The following is a 19408-nucleotide window of genomic DNA, read 5'->3' on the forward strand; positions in this document are numbered from 1 at the left end:
TTCACATCGGTTTCAAAATTCGGCGCCGGCACGCCCATTCCCCGAGCACCGGACGAGCGGGACCCTATGTCCGCCCAAAACCGCGGTCAATTCTCAGGAACTGACTATTATTGGGAGGAGTTTTGCCCGTTTTTGCAGATGCTTAGCCGAGGTCGGGGTCAAGGCAGGCGTCGAACGCGGCTCGACGGCGCGGGCCGCATCGCCTTCGTCGACGTCGAAAATCTGCCGTTCACCGGCACCGGCCGCAAAAGAGTTTCCATCTCTGGCCATCAATGGCTTTTGATGAGTGGCGCGTGGGCTGCCGGTGAAGTTTTAGCGGTGATTTGCAACGATAGCGAAATTCCTTATCTTGAAAGACGCTTACGCTCTTCGATGAAATGGTGCGGCAACCGCGTCGTAAGCTAGAAACCTGTGAGATGGCATTCGAACACGACCAAAAGCCCGATACTCCTCCCGATCGCACATCCCCGCAGGGCCTCGAGAACTACTTTGCCGGCCGTACCCTGATCAGCGGTGACGGCCCAGCCTGGACGGATATGTTCGTGCAGGTCTTCTCGCGCCTGCGCGAACAAGCGCCTTTCCTGGTGCCGGCGGTGGCCGAGCCGTTGATCGTGTGGGTGATATCAGGGGGTGCGCTGGTCGAGGAACGCGATCTGGGTGGAGAATGGATGGCGAACCGGGTGGCCGTGGGGGATTTTTTCCTCACCCGCTCCGTGACGCCATATGAGTTGCGCTGGCGTGCGGAGGGCGACGAACCGTTCCAGGTCATGCATCTCTATCTGTCGGTCCCATTGTTTGAACGGGTGGCGCAGGAGATATCGGGCAAGGCCACGGTCGGCCTGCGCGATATCTCCGACGGCCGGGATGAACAACTGTCTCACTTGCTGGCCCTCATTCACCGCGAGCTCACCGCGGAAGGCGCCGGCAGCGCGCTTTTTATCCAGGGGTTGGCGCAAAGCCTGGCCGTTCATTTGATCCGGCATTACACGTCGGGAGCAGGCGAACGGCGCCGACAAAACGCTCTTCCGGGCGCAAAACTGCGCCGGGCGATGGCCTTCATGGAGGCGCATCTGGACGAGCCGTTTGACCTGGCCCAGGTGGCGCGAGGCGTAGGCATCAGCGAGTTCCACTTCAGCCGCTTGTTCAAGAAGGCCATGGGACTTTCGCCGTCTCATCAGTTCATTCGCCAGCGCGTCGCCAAGGCCCAGAGATTGTTGCAGGAGACCGATACCAGCATCATCGAGATCCTATGAGTCTGGACAGCGGCCTGCTTTGATACGGCGGGAAGTGTTGTCCCGGCCAGAATAGAGCAAGATCCCGACAGTTCGCGCAGGTCGCCGCGCGAAGGCTCCGACGCCTCCGACTAAATTCCTCCTTGTCCAACACGCCCCCCGGTTCAACCGAAGGGTCCCAACAAGGAGCAGAACAATGACCAGCATTTCTGGAAAAATCGCACTGGTTACGGGTGCATCGAGTGGCATAGGTGCTGCCACTGCCTTGAAACTTGCGGAGGCCGGCGCCAAGGTCGGTATCGCAGCACGGCGAACGGACAAGCTCGAAGCTCTCAAGAGCGAAATCGCCTCGAAGGGCGGTGAGGCCCTGGTGATCGAGATGGATGTGGTTGATGCGGCCGCAGTCGAGGCTGGCGTGAAGAAGCTGGTCGACGCCTATGGCTCCATCGACATTCTCGTCAACAATGCAGGGCTGATGCCGCTTTCCGACCTCGATCAACTCAAGACCAACGAATGGCACCGCATGGTCGATGTCAATTTGAAGGGCCTGCTGAACGTCACCGCCGCCGTGCTGCCCCGGATGGTCAAGCAGCATTCCGGTCATATCTTCAACGTCCTCGATCGCCGGCCGCAAGGTCTTCAAGGGCCTGTCGGTCTATTGTGCCACGAAGCACGCGGTGGCTGCCTTCTCTGACGGCCTGCGCATGGAGGTCGGCCAGAAGCACAACATCCGGGTCACCTGCATCCAGCCAGGGGCCGTCGCCACCGAGCTTTACGACCACATCACCGACGCCGGCTATCGGCAGCAGATGGACGATCTCGCCAAGCAGATGACGTTCCTGCAGGGCTCGGACATCGGCGACACCATCGTTTTTGCCGCGCAGGCACCCTCGCATGTGGATGTGGCCGAGCTGTTCGTCATGCCGGTCGAGCAGGGCTGGTAATTGAAATCAGAGACCTTCCGCCTCTCCGTCCTTGGGCGGGGAGGCCACCCTCAACAGGAGTTCAAGATGAAAGAGATACCTGCTTCTCAGGCCTATCACCTCCTCGAACCGGGTCCGATTGTTCTGGTAACGACGAGCTATAAGGGCAAGCCGAATGTGATGACCATGGGTTTCCACATGATGATCCAGCATGAGCCGCCGCTGATCGGCTGCATCGTCGGCCCCTGGGACCACAGCCATCGGGCGATGAGAGAAACCGGCGAATGCGTCATCGCGATTCCAACAATCGATCTGGCCGAAACTGTCGTCGACATCGGCAATTGCTCCGGCGCTTCCGTGGACAAGTTTCAGCGATTCGGGCTGAAGCAGCGCCCGGCAAGCGATGTTAAGGCCCCGCTGATTGGCGATTGCCTTGCCAACATCGAGTGCAAGGTCGCCGACACCAGCCTTGTAGACACCTACGGCCTCTTCATCCTCGAGGCGAAACGGATCTGGGTCGATGAAGCACGAACGGAACGCCGAACCCTGCATCATCGTGGTGACGGCGTTTCACCATCGACGGTGACACGCTCGATCTCAGCAACCGCATGACGAAGTGGCGGCAACTCCCATAAGCTACCCACACGTCGGCAACGATGCCTCTTGGGGATTTGCTCAGATGAACAACCTGAAGAGTCAGCCTTCCTGACAGACGGAACGCATCCCTAGGTCGGCTTGTGAATCACCGCAGATGGCGACATTCGCCACAACCTGGGGCGCCCATCACCCGCTGGTGGGCATGGCGCAAATTCCTTTCCCCGCCGCTGTCGATGTTGCAGATACGGCGTAGGTTTCATGCGTTCATCGTCTGGAGCCGTTCACGGAACTGATCGGCCATCCAGTCGATGAACACGCGCAGGCGCGGCGATAGCTGGCGGGTGTGCGAATAAAGCACGTGGACCGGCAAAGGCGAGGGGGGAAAGTCGGCGAGCACTTCGACAAGGGCTCCGCTGGCCAGTTCCGAAACGACGCGGTATCGCGGCACCTGGATCAGCCCAAGGCCCAGGCATGCGGAGGCGACATTGGTCTCGGGGCCAGTCACGGTCACATTGGCGGGTAAGGTCAATTGGCGGGTCTTTGCGCCGACGGCAAAGACGAGAGGTATAATCTCGGCGGAGTCTGGAGCGAGCAAGCCGACCATTTCGTGCCCCTCCAGATCGTCGGGCGTTTGCGGCGTGCCAAAGCGGTCGAGGTAGTCAGGGCTGGCGAAGGTGCCCCTTTCCAGCGTCGCCAGACGCCGCCGTATCAACGGGCTGTCGGCCAGTTCGCCGGCGCGCAGCAGGCAGTCGAACCCTTCGCGGATCATGTCCAGCGGCTGGTGCATCTCGCTGATGTGCAGGCGAATGTCCGGATACATCGCGCGGAAGCGAGGCAGGCCTGGCAGCAGGAAATACCGCGCCTGGGTGCCATGCATGTCGACGCGAACCAGACCCGATGGCTTGGCGCCGACAAAGGCGCCCTCGGCGTCTTCCAGGTCGGCGATCAGGCCGACGCAACGCTGATAGTAGGCTTCGCCATCCAGTGTCGGGCTGACCTGGCGCGTCGTGCGCTGCAGCAACCGCACGCCCAGCCGTGCCTCCAGACCCTTCACCGCATCTGTGACCGATGAGCGGGGCAGGCCGAGATCGTCGGCAGCCTTGGTAAAGCTGCGCCGCTCGACGATGCGGATGAAGACGCGCATGGCATCGAAGCGATCCATTGTCCGAACTCCCGAATTATGATGTCGGATTATGGCCGATTATCCGCCGGAAAAGAAGGTGCATCTTGATCCCATCAGCCGCCGATCACCGGTGGCCATCACCAAGGAGAGAGATCATGACCACCCAGACCAACAAAGTAGCCATCGTCACCGGCGCCTCGGGCGGTATCGGCGCCGCAGTCGCCGAACGCCTTGCCAGGGACGGCTTCACCGTCGTGGTGAACTATGCCGGCAATGCCGCCTCGGCCGAGGCTGTGGTCGCCAGGATCGAAGCGGCCGGCGGCCGGGCCGTCGCGGCGAAGGCCGACATCTCGGATGTCGCCGCGGTCGTCCGCATGTTCGACTCGGCCGAGACCGCCTTCGGCGGCGTCGACGTGCTGATCAACAACGCCGGCATCATGAGCCTGGCGGCAATCAAGGACAGCGACGATGCCCTGTTCGATCGCCACATCGCGGTCAACCTGAAGGGTACCTTCAACACGCTGCGCGAGGCGGCTCGTCGCCTGCGCGATGGCGGCCGGATCGTCAACTTCTCGTCCAGTGTCACCAGCATGCTGCAGCCGAGCTACGGCGTCTATGCCGCTACCAAAGCCGCGGTCGAAGCCATGACCAGCGTCCTCGCCAAGGAACTGCGCGGCCGCAACATCACGGTCAACGCCATCGCGCCGGGGCCGACGGCAACCAGGCTTTTCCTCGACGGCAAGCCGCAGGAGGTGATCGACCGTCTGTCGAAGATGGCGCCACTCGAACGTCTCGGCCAGCCCGATGACATCGCCAATGCCGTCGCCTTCCTCGCCGGCCCGGACGGCGCCTGGATCAACGGCCAGACCCTGCGCGCCAATGGCGGGATCATCTGATCCGGACCTGTCCATCACCCTCAGACATACCCGACCCACCTCAAACCCAAAACCTCAAGCAAGGAGATTTCATCATGTCCAAGTCCATCATCCTCGTCACCGGCGCTTCCTCGGGCTTCGGCCTCATGACCGCCAAGGCCCTGGCCGAGGCTGGCCATACCGTCTACGCCTCGATGCGCGAGACCACGGGCCGCAATGCACCGCAAGTCGCTGCGGTCGCCGCCTGGGCGGCCGAACAGAAGGCGGATATGCGCACCGTCGAACTGGACGTGCAGTCCGATGCGTCGGCCGATGCCGGCATCGGCCACATCATCGCCGATGTGGGCCGATTGGACGTCATCGTCCACAATGCCGGCCACATGGTGTTCGGCCCGGCCGAAGCCTTCACGCCTGAGCAACTGATCCAGCAGTATGACGTCAATGTGCTGGGCGCCCAGCGGGTCAACCGGGCAGCATTGCCCCATCTGCGCCGCCAGCACAAAGGCCTGCTGGTCTGGGTCGGTTCTTCCTCGACGCGTGGCGGCACCCCGCCATTCCTGGCGCCATATTTCGCGGCCAAGGCGGCGATGGACGCGCTTGCCGTGTCCTACTCCACCGAGCTTGCACTGTGGGGCATCGAGACGACCATCATGGTTCCCGGCGCTTTCACCAAGGGCACCAATCACTTCGCGCATTCGGGCAAGCCGTCCGACGCGGCGCGGGTCGCGGAGTATGAAGCAGGCCCCTATGCCGGCATCGCCGACAAGGCGCTGAAGGGGTTGGCTGGCCTCGAACCCGCCGACGCCGATCCGGCGGAAGTGGCGCGCGCGATCGTCCGCGTCGTGGATGCGCCGTTCGGCAAGCGGCCGTTCCGGGTTCACGTCGATCCGTCACAGGATGGCGCGGAGATCGTCAACGGCGTCGCCGACCGCATGCGCCGCGAAATGTACCGCAATATCGACCTGGAAAGCCTGCTCCACCCGGCGATCATCGCCTGAGTTTGAGCCCGCCCTCCCTCGCGATTGCGCGGGAGGGCGTATCGCCGTTTCCATTTCTGCTGGGGGTTACCGTGACCCCCGAATTTTTCACTCCCACCTACAAGCTGACCCTCGAGGTCGCGCAGCGGATGACCGCGCCCCTGAGCTGAATTCCTTCAGCCTCGCCCGGGTGAGGGGACCTTCTATTCGGAGCGCACAGTCGGGGGCGTCTCCAATTGATCCGCTATGGCCTGCCAACGGTCGGCGAAATGGCCGTATGCGGTCTTGATCTGGACACCGACAGGAAGTTCTGGGCATTCATTCTCGCCATTGCTGCCCCAATTGACCCAACCGGACTGGCGCCGTTGGACGATCTGGAAAGCCCCTGACGGTTCCGATGTCCACCAGATCATGGCACGGCCAGTGGCCTCGTCGAATTCCACTGTCTTGTCGGCTGGACCGGGGAAGATCGTTTCGTGCTCGACGACCGACACGTCGATCGGCTGAGCTGTCAGAATCCAATGCCGGTCCGTGTGGTCGGCCTTGACATGCGCCGCGGCGCGCACCCGCGCGAGCCGCTCACGCAGTTCATCTTCACCGAGCACACCTTCCCACTTGCAGAACAGGCGCCAGTAGAGGTCCCAGTGGGCGGATTCGATATCGCTTAGATGCGAACGGAATTCCTCGAACTTCCGGCTCTGGTTGGCAGAGTTGGTCACCGTGTCGGCGACCAACGCGACGAGTTCCCCAGCGTAGGGGTCGCCCGCACGGTATCGCGTTCCGCCATAGGCGGCGAAACGGTTGAACACAAGCTCGCCCTTACCGCCCTCGAACTCGTCGCCGACAGTGATCTTGTTGGTGACGGAGCGGCCGTTGATGACGGTCTGGAAGGGGTCGACCCTATAGCAGCGTTGGAAAAAGGGTGTCCCGTAGGTGAAGATCCAGTCGATCGAGAACCGCTTGCCCCTGAGTTCGTCCAGCAGGCCGTCCGGGATCGTGCCGTGCATCCGGTAATGGTGCATAATCGGACCGCTCTCCAGTGTCTCAATCTCCACGGTCGTGTGCTCGGGAGGGTTGATGAGGCCGTTCTCCGGGGTGAAGAAAGGCCCATAGAATCCGCCGATGGCGTTGTTGCCGGAGGGCAGCAGCTCGAAATCGTCGGCCAATGACCGAAAGTGGCGGATTCCCCACTTGGATGAACCGAGACCTTGCGCTGTACCTGAGCAGAGCTCGAGGTCGAATGCACCCGTATTAAGGCGCGCGAAGCAGTCTGCTTCTCTGCCCTTGAGAACAATGATGCCGGGAATGTCAGCAGAAGCAGGGTCGCATGGCTCGTCCAGCGTCAGTCGCAGACGGTCGCTGAAGCTTACGGTCGCCGTGAAACGCGTTTCGCCTGGCTTGGCGTCCCGCGTCAGCCGCTGGCACAATACCCGGTTGCCGGCGTCGTCTCGGGCCCACCAGAGTGCCCGCGGCAGGTCCGCTGCGACGGAAAAGATGATCGGCTCGTGGTCGCGCCGGCCTGCCAGAGGATCTGCAATGGTGACGGCAAGGGTCATGGAGGTCCCTCCAGGAGAGAGTGGTGAGTTGGGGAGAGCGCTGCCGCGTCATGCGGGCTGGGGCGCCGCGGCGGTTTATTGGCTTGATGCACCGGGTGGCGTGTTGCTGCGAAAGCGGAAGAGCCCCGGCCGCTGCTTCAGGCTGTCGATAGCGACGGCCAGGATGATGACCACACCCTTGATCAGCAACTGAGTGAAGAAGGGCACGTTGAGCAGGATCAAGCCGGTACCCAGCACACCAAGGATCACCGATCCTATGAGCGTTCCAACAATTCGGCCGCGGCCTCCGGCCAGACTGGTGCCGCCGAGCACGACCGCCGCGATGCGCGTCGAGTTCGTAGCCGGTGCCGGCGGTGGGCTGGGCCGAGATGACCCGGGCGGCGAAGATGACGCCGGCCAGGCCGGCGCAGCCGCCAGCCAGGACATAGACGGACGTGATGACCCGCCTGACGCGTACGCCGGCGAGCTTGGCCGCCTCCGCATTGCCGCCCACGGCATAGACATGGCGGCCATAGCGCGTCCGCTCCAGGGTGAACCAGACGGTCAGGTAGACGATCGCCATCACGATGACCGGCACAGGGATGCCCCAGAGATATCCATTGCCGATGTCCTTGAAGTTCAAGGAACTCGAAACGATCGGCTGGCCTGCGGTGATGGTGTAGGCAAGGCCGCGCAGGAAGGTCATCGTCCCCAGGGTGACGATGAATGGCGCGAGCGATAGGTAAGCGGTCAGGGCTCCGTTGACCAGGCCGCAGGCCGCGCCGACGGCAATGCCGACACAGACAGCGGCGGGGGCGGGCACGCCCGCCATGGCGGCGATGACGGAGACCACACCGGAAACGGCAACGATCGATCCAACGGAAAGGTCGATGCCGCCGGTTAGGATGACGAGCGTCATACCTGCCGCCAGGATGGCGTTCACCGAGATGGCGCGCGCAATGTTGAGCAGGTTGTCGACACGGTTGAAGTTCGGAGCGATGGCCGACATCAGGATTACCAGCGCGACCAGCACCATGAGAATGCCTATGCGGTCCCACCATTTGGCGAAATCGAAGGGCGCGCGATCCGGAGCGGTCGGCGTTGCCTGAGTGGTGTCGTCACGAGCCGTGTTCACGGTTGCACTCCTGTGTTTCCGCGACGGCTCGCGGTGCCCGTCGCATGAAGCATCACTTCTTCTTCCGATGTTTCCTCCGAAACCAATTCTGACACGATCCTGCCCTCGCGCATGACCAGCAGGCGATCGCTTATCCCGATCGCCTCCGGCAGATCCGACGACATGATCAGGAGCGCCTTTCCGGCGCGGGCCAGTTGGTCGATCTCCTCGTAGATCTCGCGCTTTGCACCGATGTCGACACCGCGGGTAGGCTCGTCGAGGATCAGCACCCTGGAATCGCGAAGCAGCCATCGGGCGAGTGCCGCCTTCTGCTGATTTCCCCCAGACAGAGCCTTCACAGGCAGCGAGATTGCGTTGAGCCGGAGTTTGAGCCGCTTCATCTGCTCCATGACGGCGTCGCGCCGTTCCGTGCGATTGACAACGCCTCCGGTGATGAAGCGGTCGAGTGAACTGATTGCAATGTTGTCCTCCACCGAATGTTCGAGGAACAGGCCTTGCTCCTTCCGGTTCTCGGGCACCATGCCAATGCCGTCGGTAATCGCCTCGAAGGGGTCCGACGGGCGACTGGGGTGCCCTTCGATCCGGACTGAGCCCGCGGTGCGCGGGTCGGCGCCGAAAAGCAGGCGTCCGACTTCGGTTCTGCCGGAACCGATCAGTCCGGCCATGCAGACCACCTCTCCGGCGCGGACCGAAAGGTCGACAGGGCCAACGCCTTCACCCGCGAGCCCCTCGACTTCGAGCACGGTGGCGCCAGGGGTGCGTTTGTCGTGGCGGTAGAGGTCGGCGACCGGACGGCCGACCATCATGCGGACCACGTCCTGCGGACTGATCTCGGCCAAGGTCCCGGACCCCACGTAGCCGCCATCACGGAACACCGTAACCCGGTCCGCCAACTGCCAAACCTCCTCCATGCGGTGCGAAATATAGATGAGCCCCACGCCCGCCGAGCGCATCTGGCCTATGATCCGATAGAGTTCCTGTGCCTCGGCTCGCGACAGCGCCGCGGTCGGTTCATCGAGCACGAGGACGCGGGCGTTTTCGCCAACGGCGCGCGCGATCTCCACCAATTGCTGCATGCCCAGGCTCAACGAGCCGAGCGGCCGCCGCGGATCGATCGTCGAGTGTATGCGTGCCAGTTTTTCGCGTGCCTGCTGCTCCATGCGGCGGCGGTCAAGCATGCCGAAGCGCGTGCGCGGCTCACGTCCAAGAGAGAGGTTCTCCGCGACCGTCATGTCGCGCACGGTGTTGAGCTCTTGGTGGATGATGGCTATGCCATTGGCGGAAGCATCGATCGGGGAGCGAATCTCGACTTCGTGGCCATCGATGAGGATACGCCCCGCGTCGCGTTGGATATTACCGGCGAGGATCTTCATGAGGGTCGACTTGCCCGCGCCATTCTCACCCATCAGCGCATGGACCTCGCCCGCTCTGAGGTCGAAGCGGACTTTGTTCAAGGCCAACGTGGCACCGAAGCGCTTGGAGACGCTTTCGAGGACAAGAAGCGGAGATTGGGTGCTCATGGCAGTCTCACGGGTCTGAGGCGGGGAGCGGCGCAAGGCCGCTCCCCGCCGGGCTGGTCTGGGAGATGGTTACCAGCCGGGATACTGGGTGACGTTGTCGCGAGTGACGAGAACGCTTTCGATGAGGATTGTTTTGTCCTTCGGCGCCTTGCCGGCAATCATGTCCTGCGCGACCTTGACCGCCTGGCGCACCATCTCTGCCGGGTTCTGCGTGGCGGAGCCGATGAACGGCGACCCTTCCCGCTTCAGCTCGGCGACCGCTTCAGGGCTGCCATCCACGCCGGTGACCTTGATCTGGCTGGTCTTGCCGGCCTGTTCGACAGCGAGCACCGCGCCGAGCGCCGAGGGGTCGTTCATGCCGAAGATGCCAGTGACATCCGGGTTGGCCGTCAGCATATCGGTCGTCACGGCGAGGCCCGAGGCGCGGTCATTCTTCGAGGCCTGCTGGCCAACGATCTTGATGCCGGGAAACTTCGCTGCGACCGTTTTGCAGCCGTTGATACGGTCGATGATGGTCTGAATGGGTGTGCCGTCCACCAACAGCACCTGACCCTTTCCGCCCATTTGCTGGAAGAGGTACTCGCACGATTTCTCGCCCGCCTGTACCGCATTGGTCATGATCACCGCGTCGGCGCCGTGAGCCGGAGTATCGACCGCGATGACGATGATGCCGGCATCCTTGGCCCGCTGGATAGCCGGCTCGATGCCGGCTTCGTCTACCGCGGAAATGACGATCAGATTGACGCCCTGCTGCATGAAGGCGTCGATCTGGGTGTTTTGATTGGCCAGGTCGAGTTGCGCGTCCTGCACGTTGACGGTGGCGCCGATCTGCTTGGCGGCATCTTCCGCGCCCTTCGTCATGGCGGAAAAGAACGGATTGGACATATCCTGCACCATCAGGCCAATCTTCTCGATCTTGCTGGGAAGCTTGCCTTCCGCCGCGGCCGGGGCTACCCCCAAGGACAAGCCGAGCGCCACAAGGGACGCAGCAGTCATAAGCTGGATACTGGTCTTTGCTTTCATGTTTCTTCCTCCTGTTGTCTGCCGCCGTGATGTGACGGCAAATTCTGTCTCGCCAACTTCCAGGCCGCGACTTTCACCGTGGCCAGATTCCGGTTTTCGAGCCGCCTAATCGTTTAGGTTAAGGACGAAAAGTAGTCCGGTCATCGTCTTTCCATTTCAGTTGTCGCTAAGCTGCCTGCGAGGTCATAGGGCCTTGCGCATGCGCGCTGTCTCTTGAACAGCCGCAGGAGCAGCGGATTATCAGGCGGGCGGGCACGCGCTGCTGGTCTTCCGGAAGATAGACCGGGGTGGGCGCCTGGCCCCGCTTCTCGGCATCGATCTGCTTGTCGATGATCCTGCGCAGGGTCACCGCAGCAAGGCGGCCGATCTGCTCGCTGTGCTCGTTCAGCACTGTCATCGGCGGATTGGTAAGCTCTGACCAGGCGAATTCGTCATAGGCCACCACCGCCATTTCCTGCGGAACCGCGATGCGCCTTTCAGCGGCAAGTTTCATGGAGCCGAGCAACAGTGGGTTGTTGCCTGCGATCAGCGCGCGCGGGATCTTGCCAGTCGAGTCGAGATGACCCGCCAGCGTGCTATAGCCGGATCCTGCGTCGTTCGCCGACTCCAGCACCAACAGGTCGGCCCCGTGGATCCGCGCCGCCTCCCTGATGCCGCGTTCACGATCGAACCGCGTCGACCATTTCGAGGGATAGACCAGAAACAGCCAGTCCTTGTACCCATGATCGGCAAGATGCTTGCCCACCATCAGGCTGGCATTGTAGTTGTCGGTGGTTACGCTTGGTGTATGCGCCGCTTCGGTAGGCGGCGAGGAGTCGACGAAGACTAGGGGGATATCCCAGCGTTCGAGCAGTCGCGTGTTCTCGGCCTTTAGGGTCAGCGTCGAAATCACGCCAGCGGTCCGTGACTCAATGAGGCGGCGGATCATGCGGTCCTCGAGGCGGGCATCATACGCGCCGTTGACGGCGACATCCCCGACAACCACCGTCCATGTGGACGGTTCGAGAGCCTGCTGTATCCCTGCCATCAGATCGAGATAGTAGGAGTTTGAGGTGCTTGCGGTAATGACGGCAACCGAGTCTCGGCTCGCCCGGCGCAATTCCTGGGCTGCGCGGTTGAGCACATATCCCAGATCGCTTGCGGCCTTCAGCACCTGCTGACGGCTCGCCTCGGAGACTCCGTCTGCCCCGCTCAGAGCTCGGGATACGGTGAACACAGACAGCCCTGTGGCGCGACTGATGTCGCGCATCGTTGATCTTGCCAAGAGTCTAACCTCCCTCGTCGGGATCAGCCGGAAGCTGTAACCTAAACGATTAGGATAACCATTAGTCCTTATTCCACGCCTTGTCAATTTGAGGTTTCAATCCACGCAAACGTAGGGCGAATCTGCAGCTGCTGCCACAACGATACACGCGGTCAAGGCAAAGGACGGGTGAGGGTTACAATGTCCGCGACATCCTGACGGCTGCGCGCAAAACGCTTGAGGACGAGTGGATCATGCCCCGGCACGACATGCGCAGGCGAACTGGCGAGCTGTTTCATACGCTCGACCCCGAAGATCACGTCGCTCAGCCGGTCGAAGACCGGAAAGGGCTTTTCGCGCTCCATGTTGGCGTAGAAATGGGCCGCGTCGGACGCGATCACCACGGCGCCGTTGTCGGTCTCCACCCGGACCACCTGAAGCCCGCGTGAGTGGCCGCCGACCTTGTGGAGCGTGATGCCGGGCGCGATCCGCGACTCCGGATCATGAAAGCAGACCTTCCCTGCATAAAGCCGCCGCACCATGGTGGTGACGTCCTCGGCCTCGAATGGATGGCGCATGGCATGGTGGCACATGCAGCGGCCGGTCGCGAATTCCATCTCGGCATCCTGCAGGTGGAAGGTCGCGTTCGGGAACAGGTGATGGTTCCCGCAATGATCGTAATGCATGTGGGAGATGATGACGTCGCTGACATCCGCGTGGTTGATGCCGATTGCCGCCAGGCCGTCATCGACGGGCCTGACGACACTGCGTCCGCGTTTGTCGCCGGTTGGCTTGTCGAAGCCGGTGTCGACGATGAAGGTGCGCTTCTCCCCGACGATCGCCCAGACGAAGTAGTCGAGCGGCATCGGAACATCATGCGTATCCCCGCCCAGGAAATTCTCACCAGAGCGGCGCTCGAAATGACCGTAGCGAACCGCGTGGATTTCATAGCGTTCTGCGTCACCCATGGTCAGCTCGCTTTGGCGACATCAGCGGGCTTGGCCGAGCCGACTTCCACATGCGCCCATGTCTCGACCGTCTTGACCATACAGGTGAAATCGGAATCTGGCCCGTAGAGCTGGTTCGTCACGCTCAGCAACTGGCGCACGGCGCTGCCCACCACCATCGGCACGCCCATCGCCTCCGCCTCGTCCACGCACAGCCGCACATCCTTGAAGGACAGGCCTGTCGCGAAACCGAAATCGAAGGTGCGCGGCAGGACGGATTTCGGGAACTTGTCCTCGGTGGCGCTGTTGCGGCCGCTCGAGGCGTTGATGACGTCGATCATCACCTTGGGATCGAGGCCCGCCTTGACGCCCATCACCACCGCTTCGGAGGAGATCGCAAGTGCTGCCGCCGCAAGCAGATTGTTGGCAAGCTTCATGGTCTGGGCGGAGCCCTGAACCTCGCCCATGAAGAATATCCGGCCGAAATTCTCGATCACCGGCCTTGCCGTTTCGAAGGCAGCTTTCGGCCCCGACACCATGACGGCGAGCGTGCCGTTGCGCGCGCCCTTCAACCCGCCGCTGACGGGCGCGTCGATCATGGCGATGTTCTTGGTTAAAAGGCCCTCGGCAACCTTGGCGGCCGTTCGCGGGCCGGTGGTGGATATGTCGATGAAGATGCGAACCGCTTTGCCTTCGGCGATGCCGCCTTCACCAAGCACGACCTTTTCCAGGATCTGCGGGCTGGGCAGGCTGGCAAAGACGATCTCCGCGATATCTGCAACATCGCGCGCACCGGCGGCGGCTTTGGCGCCCGCATTGGTCAACTCCAGCACGGCCTTGGTGTCGACGTCGTAGACGGTCACGTCGTAGCCGGCCTTGATGAGACGGGTCGCCATCGGCGTGCCCATTTTTCCGATGCCAACAAAGCCGATTTTCAGGGTCGACATGATCGCTCTCTCCTCTGTCGGGGCCTATGCCCATTGTGCTTGTCTCGATCTCTTGGATCGCATTCCGTCAGGTCGTTTCCACCGCGGGCATTTCGAGCGGCTGGCTTGTGCGCGGCACGAGAAGTTCCGCTATATCCACGACCTTCAATGTGTCGGCCACGCCGAGGGCATCGATCGCGGCGGTGTACATCACCTTGTCCTTCGGGCAGGCGACGACGAAATACGCCACGTCGCCCAGGTCAAGCGCTTCACGGATGCGGTTCTCGCTTGGCCGCTCGGTCACGCCGTCGTCACCCTGCCAGATGCGGCCGCCGCCGGCGCCGCAGCAGAAGGAATTCTCGCGGCAGCGCGGCATGTCATGAAGCGTGTAGCCGGCAGCTCGGATCAGCGCGCGCGGCGCATCGAAGCCGCCATTGTAGCGCCCGAGATAGCAGGGATCGTGATAGGTGACCCTGGCGCCGTCGGCGACGTGCAGCTCGAGCTTTCCTGCCGCGATGAGGTCAGCCAGCAGCGCCGTATAGTGGAGCACCTCGAACGCCACCCCGAAATGCCGATAGTCGTTCTTCAGCGCGTTCAGGCTGTGCGGATCGGTGGTCATGATCCGGTTGAAACTGCACGCCTTGATCGCATCGATGTTGGACTGCGCCAACGTCTCGAACAGGCCCTCTTCGCCGGTGCGCCGCACGTCGTTGCCGCTGTTGCGCTCGGCATCGAAGAGAATGCCGAAGTCGACACCGGCTGCGGTCAGCAGTTCGGCAACCTTGCGGGTGATCTCCTGAACGCGCGGATCGTAGGATGCATAGTCGCCAACGAACCAAAGGACGTCGACCGGCTCGCTGCGCGCGTCCTTGACCGGAAAGCCGAGCTCCCTGGTCCAGCGGGCCCGCATCTTGGAAGGCTTGCCCATGGAATTGCCGAGCCGGGTCAGGTTGGAAAGCGCATCCTGGAGACCGGGACTGACACGCCCTTCGTCGATCAGATGACGGCGCATGTCGATGATCTTGGGCAGGTGCTCGATCTCGACCGGGCACGCTTCCATGCAGGCGCGGCAGGTGGTGCAGGCCCACAGGGTTTCCGGCGAGATCACGCCGCCGACCAGTGGCAGAGCGGACGGCCCCGCGGCAAGGGCGTCGCGCATGTCGGTGATCAGCATTTTCGGACTGAGCGGCAGGCCCGCCGCATAGGCGGGGCATACCGCCTGGCAGCGACCGCATTCGGTGCATGACAGAAGGTCGAGCTGCTGTTTCCAGTCGAACTGCGCCAGGCTGTCGATGCCGGGAGCCTCGCGCGCTTGCGGAACCGCGGGCGCGAGGCCGCGCGGTTCGAGGCTGCGGAAGTAGATGTTGGGGGCGGCAAGAAACATGTGCCGGTGCTTCGAACCAGGGATGTAGACGAGGAACGCCAGAATGGCGCCGATGTGCACCCAGTAGAACAGCTCTTCGGCTGTATGCGCAGGCATGCCGGCACGATCGAGCAGCCCAGCGAGCAGCGAAGCGACCGGCCGCCACGAGCCGTCGGCCCCGCCCATGATGCGCGCCGCCGCCTCGAAAAGCAGTGACGCCACGATCAGAACGATCAGCACGTAGATGATTGCGGCATCACTGCCGCTCGAACCCTTGAAGCGGGCAGGTCTCAGCACATAGCGCTGATAGACAGCCAGTCCGACGCCGACCAGCATCAGCATCGAAAAGATATCCTGCAACGAGGCGATCCAGGTCTCGCCGCCGACAAAGGCAAGCGAGAACCCTGGGAACAGCCGCGAGCCGAAGGCATCGATGGTAGCGGTGAACAGCACAAAGAACGAGAGGAAGATGATTGCATGCAGCACGCCCGAAAGCGGCTTGCGCAGCATCTTGCGGTGCAGGCCGATGGCGACCATGACGCCGCCGAGACGCCGCATCGGCTGGTCGAAGCGGGCCGCCGCTGGCGCCTTCGCAAGGGAAAAGGCGTAGCGGCGCGCGCGCCAGCCCGTCAGGGCCAGTGCTGCGATGACCAGGATCCAGAGCGAAAGGGTCGATGCCATCTCAACGGCCTGAGCCGGCCTGCAGCCTGTCGCTCAGATTGGCGACGAGATCGAACAGGTCACAGGTCGCGCCATAATGCGCGACATTGAAAATGGGCGCTTTCGGATCGGTGTTGACGGCAATGATGAGGTCGGCCTGCGACATGCCTTCGAGATGTTCTGGCGCACCGGACACGCCGAGCGCCAGATAAAGCTTCGGCTTGACCTTCTGGCCGGATTTGCCGACCTGGCGCAGCTTTGGCAGCCAGCCATTGTCGACGACAGGACGGCTGCCGGCGATCTCCGCTCCCAGCATCGTTGCCAGATCGCGCGCCAGATCGATGCTTGCCTCGTCGCCGATGCCGCGGCCGACGCAGACGATCCTCTCGGCCGTCGTCAGATCGACATCGGCATAGTCAGGCACGTCGATGGCAACCATCTTCACCTTGCCGCTGGCAAGAACGGGCTCGGCATCGATTGCCTGCACCTTCGCGGCATCGATCGTGCCAGGTGCCGCCTCCGCGAAGGCACCCGGATTGATCATCAGAACGGCGGGCAGATGAACAGCGCATTCGGCAAGGATCTTGCCGCCATACATTTGTGCGACGACCGTCAGGCTTTCGCCGTTCCGCTTGATTTCATTGACATAGGAGATGAGCGGCCAGCCGGTTCGCGCCGCGATTTCGGCTGCCACATCCAGCCCGTTCGCCGAATAGGGCACCAGCACGAGGCCAGGGCTCTCGACCGCGATGATGTCGCGCAGAAGCCGTGCGTAGGTCTCAGCCGGGATGACATCCGATTTTTTGGTGCAGGCCGCGATCAGGCGGTCGGCTTCGCCAAACGAAGCGGACGCGGCTTCCGCGTCACGGCCGGCGAAAAAGGCGACGACCTCGTCGCCGGCCTGGGCGAGCGAACGCGCCGCGGCGATCATTTCAAGCGAGAAGGCTTCGATCTTGCCGGAGTGGCCTTCCGTGCAGGCAATCAATTTCATGGCTTATTTCCTTGCCAGGCCTTTGGCTGTCAGGATGGTGATCAGGCGATCCGCGACAGTCTCCGCATTGCCGCCGAGATTCTCGCCGGAGCCGCCCTGGACCGGCAGACGCAATCTGATGATGTCGGCGGATCGCCCGAAACCGGACGCTTCGGACGCGGCGCGGCCTATCGGGGTCTTGGACGCTTCTCGAAGTTTGCTGCCCGATACGTAGCGAGGCGCCTTCGACGCGGTCTGCACACCCAGCACCGCCGGCGTGGCCAGCTCATAGGTGACGGCAACACCCGCGCCGCGTTCCTGCGTGACCCGAAGCACGGCGCCGTTCGCTACGATGCGGTTGGTCCCCGACACATGCGGCCAGTCGAGCAATGCGCCGACATAGGGCGCGAGCTGGCCGAAGACATCCTCTGTCGATTGCACGCCGCACAGAACCAGGTCGGCGGCTTTCGTTCGCGCCATCGCCGCGACAGACGCCGCGATCTCGCGTGAGGAAATCATCGCGTCCTCTTCGGATTGGAGCGCGACGACTTCGTCGGCGCCGCGGGCCGCGGCCATTTGCAGGACACGGTTGGCGCCTTCGCCAATGGCAAGCGCCGTCACCTTCGCGCCACCGGCTTCCTTGAGCAGGATTGCTTCCTCGAGGGCATGATCGTCGAAATCGTTGAGCTGGAAATCCAGCCATTCCCGATCGATGCTTCGCCCGTCCCCGGCAAGCTGTAGCTCGCCCGCGGAATCCGGGATCATGCGCAAGACAACTAGAATATTCACGGCCTCTCCTCCGACGGAACGCACCTCAAGCGCCGGCACCGGCTGCTAGATAAGTCGTATTCTTCCCTGCTCCCAATGGCCAAAAAGGTAATAGCAGCTATTACAAGACGGCAGATTGACGATTGCGGGTAATCGACTGCTAATTTGCGTCAAATCGCGTTCAATCGAATTTTCCTGAATTGGAGGGTTTCAGGATAATAATCGCGCGTTTGGTTGAGGTGTTGGCAATTATACTTTGTCTATACTTTTCCAAGCGTGGAAATTTCTGAGGAGATTTGGAGGCGCTCTGTCGAGCGTTCAGGAGGAGGAACCCATGTCAATAAAGAGCATCCTAGATCACAAGATATCCCGCAAGAGCTTCATCCGGAGCATGCCCGCAGCCGTAGCGGCGATCGGTGCCGTCCCCGGCCTTCAGTTTGCGCAGGCCACCCCTGCCGCCGCGGCCGAAGCGGAAACCAAGCCAGGCTACTATGGTATGCCGCGCACCTGGATGTGGAACCCGAACCCCAACACCATGGTCGATACGTCGAAATGGAAGAAAGCGGGTCCCTATACGATCGGCTTTTCCAATGCGTCGATTTCCAATGCCTGGCGCGTCGCCTTCCAGCACGGTGTCCTCTGGTCAGCCGGCCAGCATCGTGACGAGATCGCCCATCTTCTCGTCACCGACGCCAACGACGATCCCTCCAAGCAGATCGCGGATATCCAGGATCTGATCAGCCAGGGCGTCGACATCCTGCTCATCGCGGCCTCGACCGAGGACGCGCTCGATTCCGTCGTCGGTCGCGCCACGGAGCAGGGCATTCCCGTCGTCATGGTCGATCGCAAGGTGAAGACGCCGGCCAACTACATCACCTACGTCACGGCATCCGACTGGGCGCTGGGCCGTCTCGAGGCGCAGTGGCTGTGCGAGACGCTGGGCGGCAAGGGCAACATCGTCATGCTGCCGGGCATCGCCGGATCCAGCGTGGCTGAAATCCGCATCAAGGCGAACGAGGAGGTGTTCTCCAAGTTCCCCGGCATCAAGGTGCTGGAGAAGCAGTATTGCGACTGGAATCCGGCCACCGGCAAATCGGTGATGGCCGCGCTGATCCAGAAGCATGGCAAGGCCATCAACGGCGTGCTGTCCGACAGCGCGCTGCAGGGCTATGGCGCGATCGAAGCGTTCCTCGATGCCGGCTACAAGGACGGCGAAATTCCGCCGATGACCGGCGGCGACGTTGCGCGGATGTATCAGCTGGCCAACCAGCACAACATCAAGATGGTCGGCATCGATTATCCGACGTCGATGGGCATCACCGGCATCGAGACCGCGCTCGACGTGCTCAAGGGTATTTCGGTGCCGGACAAGGTCGAGGTCAGTTTCCAGGTGGTCACGTCGCCCGGCGCCGACACGGTGTCCGTCAAGGGCGACCGGCATCTGCTCGACCATGTCAGCATGAACGATCCGGGTGATCTATCGCCCAGCAATGGGCTGCCGGCTGGATACAACCCCAGCACGTTCAATCCCGACTATCCGAAGTGAGCCTCCCAGCTCAACCGGGTGCGCGTCCACAGGCGCGCACCCGGG

General features: G+C 62.4%; 16 protein-coding genes and 3 pseudogenes. 7 read left to right on the plus strand and 12 right to left on the minus strand.

The window, feature by feature from the left end; translation table 11 throughout:
- The first annotated feature begins 66 nt into the window (after positions 1–66).
- The 4 genes and pseudogenes from BPNPMPFG_RS28565 (at position 67) to BPNPMPFG_RS28580 (ending at position 2790) form a co-directional block, all read left to right on the plus strand.
- Complete coding sequence (locus BPNPMPFG_RS28565; RefSeq protein ID WP_258591914.1) at positions 67–405, plus strand: hypothetical protein; 339 nt, start codon at positions 67–69, stop codon at positions 403–405.
- Positions 406–416: 11 nt separating this feature from the next.
- The gene (locus BPNPMPFG_RS28570) at positions 417–1253 is read left to right on the plus strand and encodes an AraC family transcriptional regulator (protein WP_258591915.1); all 837 of its coding nucleotides are present in this window, start codon (positions 417–419) and stop codon (positions 1251–1253) included.
- Positions 1254–1428: 175 nt separating this feature from the next.
- Positions 1429–2176, plus strand: a pseudogene (locus BPNPMPFG_RS28575) (SDR family oxidoreductase).
- 66 nt (positions 2177–2242) lie between these two features.
- A pseudogene (locus BPNPMPFG_RS28580) lies at positions 2243–2790 on the plus strand (flavin reductase family protein).
- Between the two features lie 218 nt (positions 2791–3008).
- Here the strand turns inward: BPNPMPFG_RS28580 and BPNPMPFG_RS28585 are convergent.
- Positions 3009–3914 carry a LysR family transcriptional regulator gene (locus BPNPMPFG_RS28585; protein WP_258591916.1) on the minus strand — a complete coding sequence of 302 codons (906 nt, stop codon included), beginning with the start codon at positions 3912–3914 and terminating at the stop codon, positions 3009–3011.
- 116 nt (positions 3915–4030) lie between these two features.
- On the opposite strand from BPNPMPFG_RS28585, the gene BPNPMPFG_RS28590 reads away from it, so the two are divergent.
- Both BPNPMPFG_RS28590 and BPNPMPFG_RS28595 read left to right on the plus strand, forming a co-directional pair.
- The gene (locus BPNPMPFG_RS28590; RefSeq protein ID WP_258591917.1) at positions 4031–4771 is read left to right on the plus strand and encodes an SDR family oxidoreductase; all 741 of its coding nucleotides are present in this window, start codon (positions 4031–4033) and stop codon (positions 4769–4771) included.
- Positions 4772–4845: 74 nt separating this feature from the next.
- On the plus strand, positions 4846–5748 hold the full coding sequence (locus BPNPMPFG_RS28595; protein WP_258591918.1) for an SDR family oxidoreductase: 903 nt from the start codon (positions 4846–4848) through the stop codon (positions 5746–5748).
- A 182-nt stretch (positions 5749–5930) separates the two neighbouring features.
- On the opposite strand, the gene BPNPMPFG_RS28600 is transcribed toward BPNPMPFG_RS28595, so the two are convergent.
- The 11 genes and pseudogenes from BPNPMPFG_RS28600 to BPNPMPFG_RS28650 all read right to left on the minus strand — a co-directional run bounded on the left by BPNPMPFG_RS28600 (position 5931) and on the right by BPNPMPFG_RS28650 (position 17838).
- On the minus strand, positions 5931–7283 hold the full coding sequence (locus BPNPMPFG_RS28600) for a hypothetical protein (RefSeq protein WP_258591919.1): 1353 nt from the start codon (positions 7281–7283) through the stop codon (positions 5931–5933).
- A 75-nt stretch (positions 7284–7358) separates the two neighbouring features.
- Complete coding sequence (locus BPNPMPFG_RS28605; protein ID WP_258597098.1) at positions 7359–7595, minus strand: hypothetical protein; 237 nt, start codon at positions 7593–7595, stop codon at positions 7359–7361.
- A 73-nt stretch (positions 7596–7668) separates the two neighbouring features.
- Positions 7669–8298, minus strand: a pseudogene (locus BPNPMPFG_RS28610) (ABC transporter permease subunit); the annotation flags it as partial.
- A gap of 95 nt (positions 8299–8393) precedes the next feature.
- Entirely contained in the window at positions 8394–9953 is a 1560-nt protein-coding gene (locus BPNPMPFG_RS28615; protein WP_258591920.1) for a sugar ABC transporter ATP-binding protein, read from the minus strand.
- A 33-nt stretch (positions 9954–9986) separates the two neighbouring features.
- Positions 9987–10940 (minus strand): ABC transporter substrate-binding protein, encoded by a 954-nt coding sequence (locus tag BPNPMPFG_RS28620; RefSeq protein ID WP_258591921.1) that lies wholly within the window; start codon positions 10938–10940, stop codon positions 9987–9989.
- A gap of 166 nt (positions 10941–11106) precedes the next feature.
- Positions 11107–12189: a LacI family DNA-binding transcriptional regulator gene (locus tag BPNPMPFG_RS28625; protein ID WP_258591922.1), complete on the minus strand. Its 1083-nt coding sequence runs from the start codon at positions 12187–12189 to the stop codon at positions 11107–11109.
- A gap of 167 nt (positions 12190–12356) precedes the next feature.
- On the minus strand, positions 12357–13151 hold the full coding sequence (locus BPNPMPFG_RS28630; protein ID WP_258591923.1) for an N-acyl homoserine lactonase family protein: 795 nt from the start codon (positions 13149–13151) through the stop codon (positions 12357–12359).
- A 2-nt stretch (positions 13152–13153) separates the two neighbouring features.
- The gene (locus BPNPMPFG_RS28635) at positions 13154–14077 is read right to left on the minus strand and encodes an NAD(P)-dependent oxidoreductase (RefSeq protein ID WP_258591924.1); all 924 of its coding nucleotides are present in this window, start codon (positions 14075–14077) and stop codon (positions 13154–13156) included.
- Between the two features lie 67 nt (positions 14078–14144).
- Positions 14145–16100 carry a (Fe-S)-binding protein gene (locus BPNPMPFG_RS28640; RefSeq protein ID WP_258591925.1) on the minus strand — a complete coding sequence of 652 codons (1956 nt, stop codon included), beginning with the start codon at positions 16098–16100 and terminating at the stop codon, positions 14145–14147.
- A gap of 1 nt (position 16101) precedes the next feature.
- A complete protein-coding gene (locus tag BPNPMPFG_RS28645) occupies positions 16102–17070 on the minus strand; it encodes an electron transfer flavoprotein subunit alpha/FixB family protein (RefSeq protein ID WP_258591926.1) in 969 nt (322 codons plus the stop codon).
- Positions 17071–17073: 3 nt separating this feature from the next.
- Complete coding sequence (locus BPNPMPFG_RS28650; RefSeq protein ID WP_258591927.1) at positions 17074–17838, minus strand: electron transfer flavoprotein subunit beta/FixA family protein; 765 nt, start codon at positions 17836–17838, stop codon at positions 17074–17076.
- A gap of 313 nt (positions 17839–18151) precedes the next feature.
- On the opposite strand from BPNPMPFG_RS28650, the gene BPNPMPFG_RS28655 reads away from it, so the two are divergent.
- A complete protein-coding gene (locus BPNPMPFG_RS28655) occupies positions 18152–19363 on the plus strand; it encodes a substrate-binding domain-containing protein (RefSeq protein WP_258591928.1) in 1212 nt (403 codons plus the stop codon).
- Positions 19364–19408: the final 45 nt, after the last annotated feature.

It is taken from the genome of Mesorhizobium sp. AR07, from assembly GCF_024746815.1.
Taxonomy (GTDB): Bacteria; Pseudomonadota; Alphaproteobacteria; order Rhizobiales; family Rhizobiaceae; genus Mesorhizobium.

Coding starts and splice junctions, on each gene's coding strand:
- BPNPMPFG_RS28565 (WP_258591914.1), top strand. CDS start 67: ATGTCCGCCCAAAACCGCGGTCAATTCTCAGGAACTGACTATTATTGG.
- BPNPMPFG_RS28625 (WP_258591922.1), bottom strand. CDS start 12,189: ATGCGCGACATCAGTCGCGCCACAGGGCTGTCTGTGTTCACCGTATCC.
- BPNPMPFG_RS28655 (WP_258591928.1), top strand. CDS start 18,152: ATGTCAATAAAGAGCATCCTAGATCACAAGATATCCCGCAAGAGCTTC.
- BPNPMPFG_RS28620 (WP_258591921.1), bottom strand. CDS start 10,940: ATGAAAGCAAAGACCAGTATCCAGCTTATGACTGCTGCGTCCCTTGTG.
- BPNPMPFG_RS28590 (WP_258591917.1), top strand. CDS start 4,031: ATGACCACCCAGACCAACAAAGTAGCCATCGTCACCGGCGCCTCGGGC.
- BPNPMPFG_RS28570 (WP_258591915.1), top strand. CDS start 417: ATGGCATTCGAACACGACCAAAAGCCCGATACTCCTCCCGATCGCACA.
- BPNPMPFG_RS28640 (WP_258591925.1), bottom strand. CDS start 16,100: ATGGCATCGACCCTTTCGCTCTGGATCCTGGTCATCGCAGCACTGGCC.
- BPNPMPFG_RS28585 (WP_258591916.1), bottom strand. CDS start 3,914: ATGGATCGCTTCGATGCCATGCGCGTCTTCATCCGCATCGTCGAGCGG.
- BPNPMPFG_RS28595 (WP_258591918.1), top strand. CDS start 4,846: ATGTCCAAGTCCATCATCCTCGTCACCGGCGCTTCCTCGGGCTTCGGC.
- BPNPMPFG_RS28630 (WP_258591923.1), bottom strand. CDS start 13,151: ATGGGTGACGCAGAACGCTATGAAATCCACGCGGTTCGCTACGGTCAT.
- BPNPMPFG_RS28635 (WP_258591924.1), bottom strand. CDS start 14,077: ATGTCGACCCTGAAAATCGGCTTTGTTGGCATCGGAAAAATGGGCACG.
- BPNPMPFG_RS28645 (WP_258591926.1), bottom strand. CDS start 17,070: ATGAAATTGATTGCCTGCACGGAAGGCCACTCCGGCAAGATCGAAGCC.
- BPNPMPFG_RS28600 (WP_258591919.1), bottom strand. CDS start 7,283: ATGACCCTTGCCGTCACCATTGCAGATCCTCTGGCAGGCCGGCGCGAC.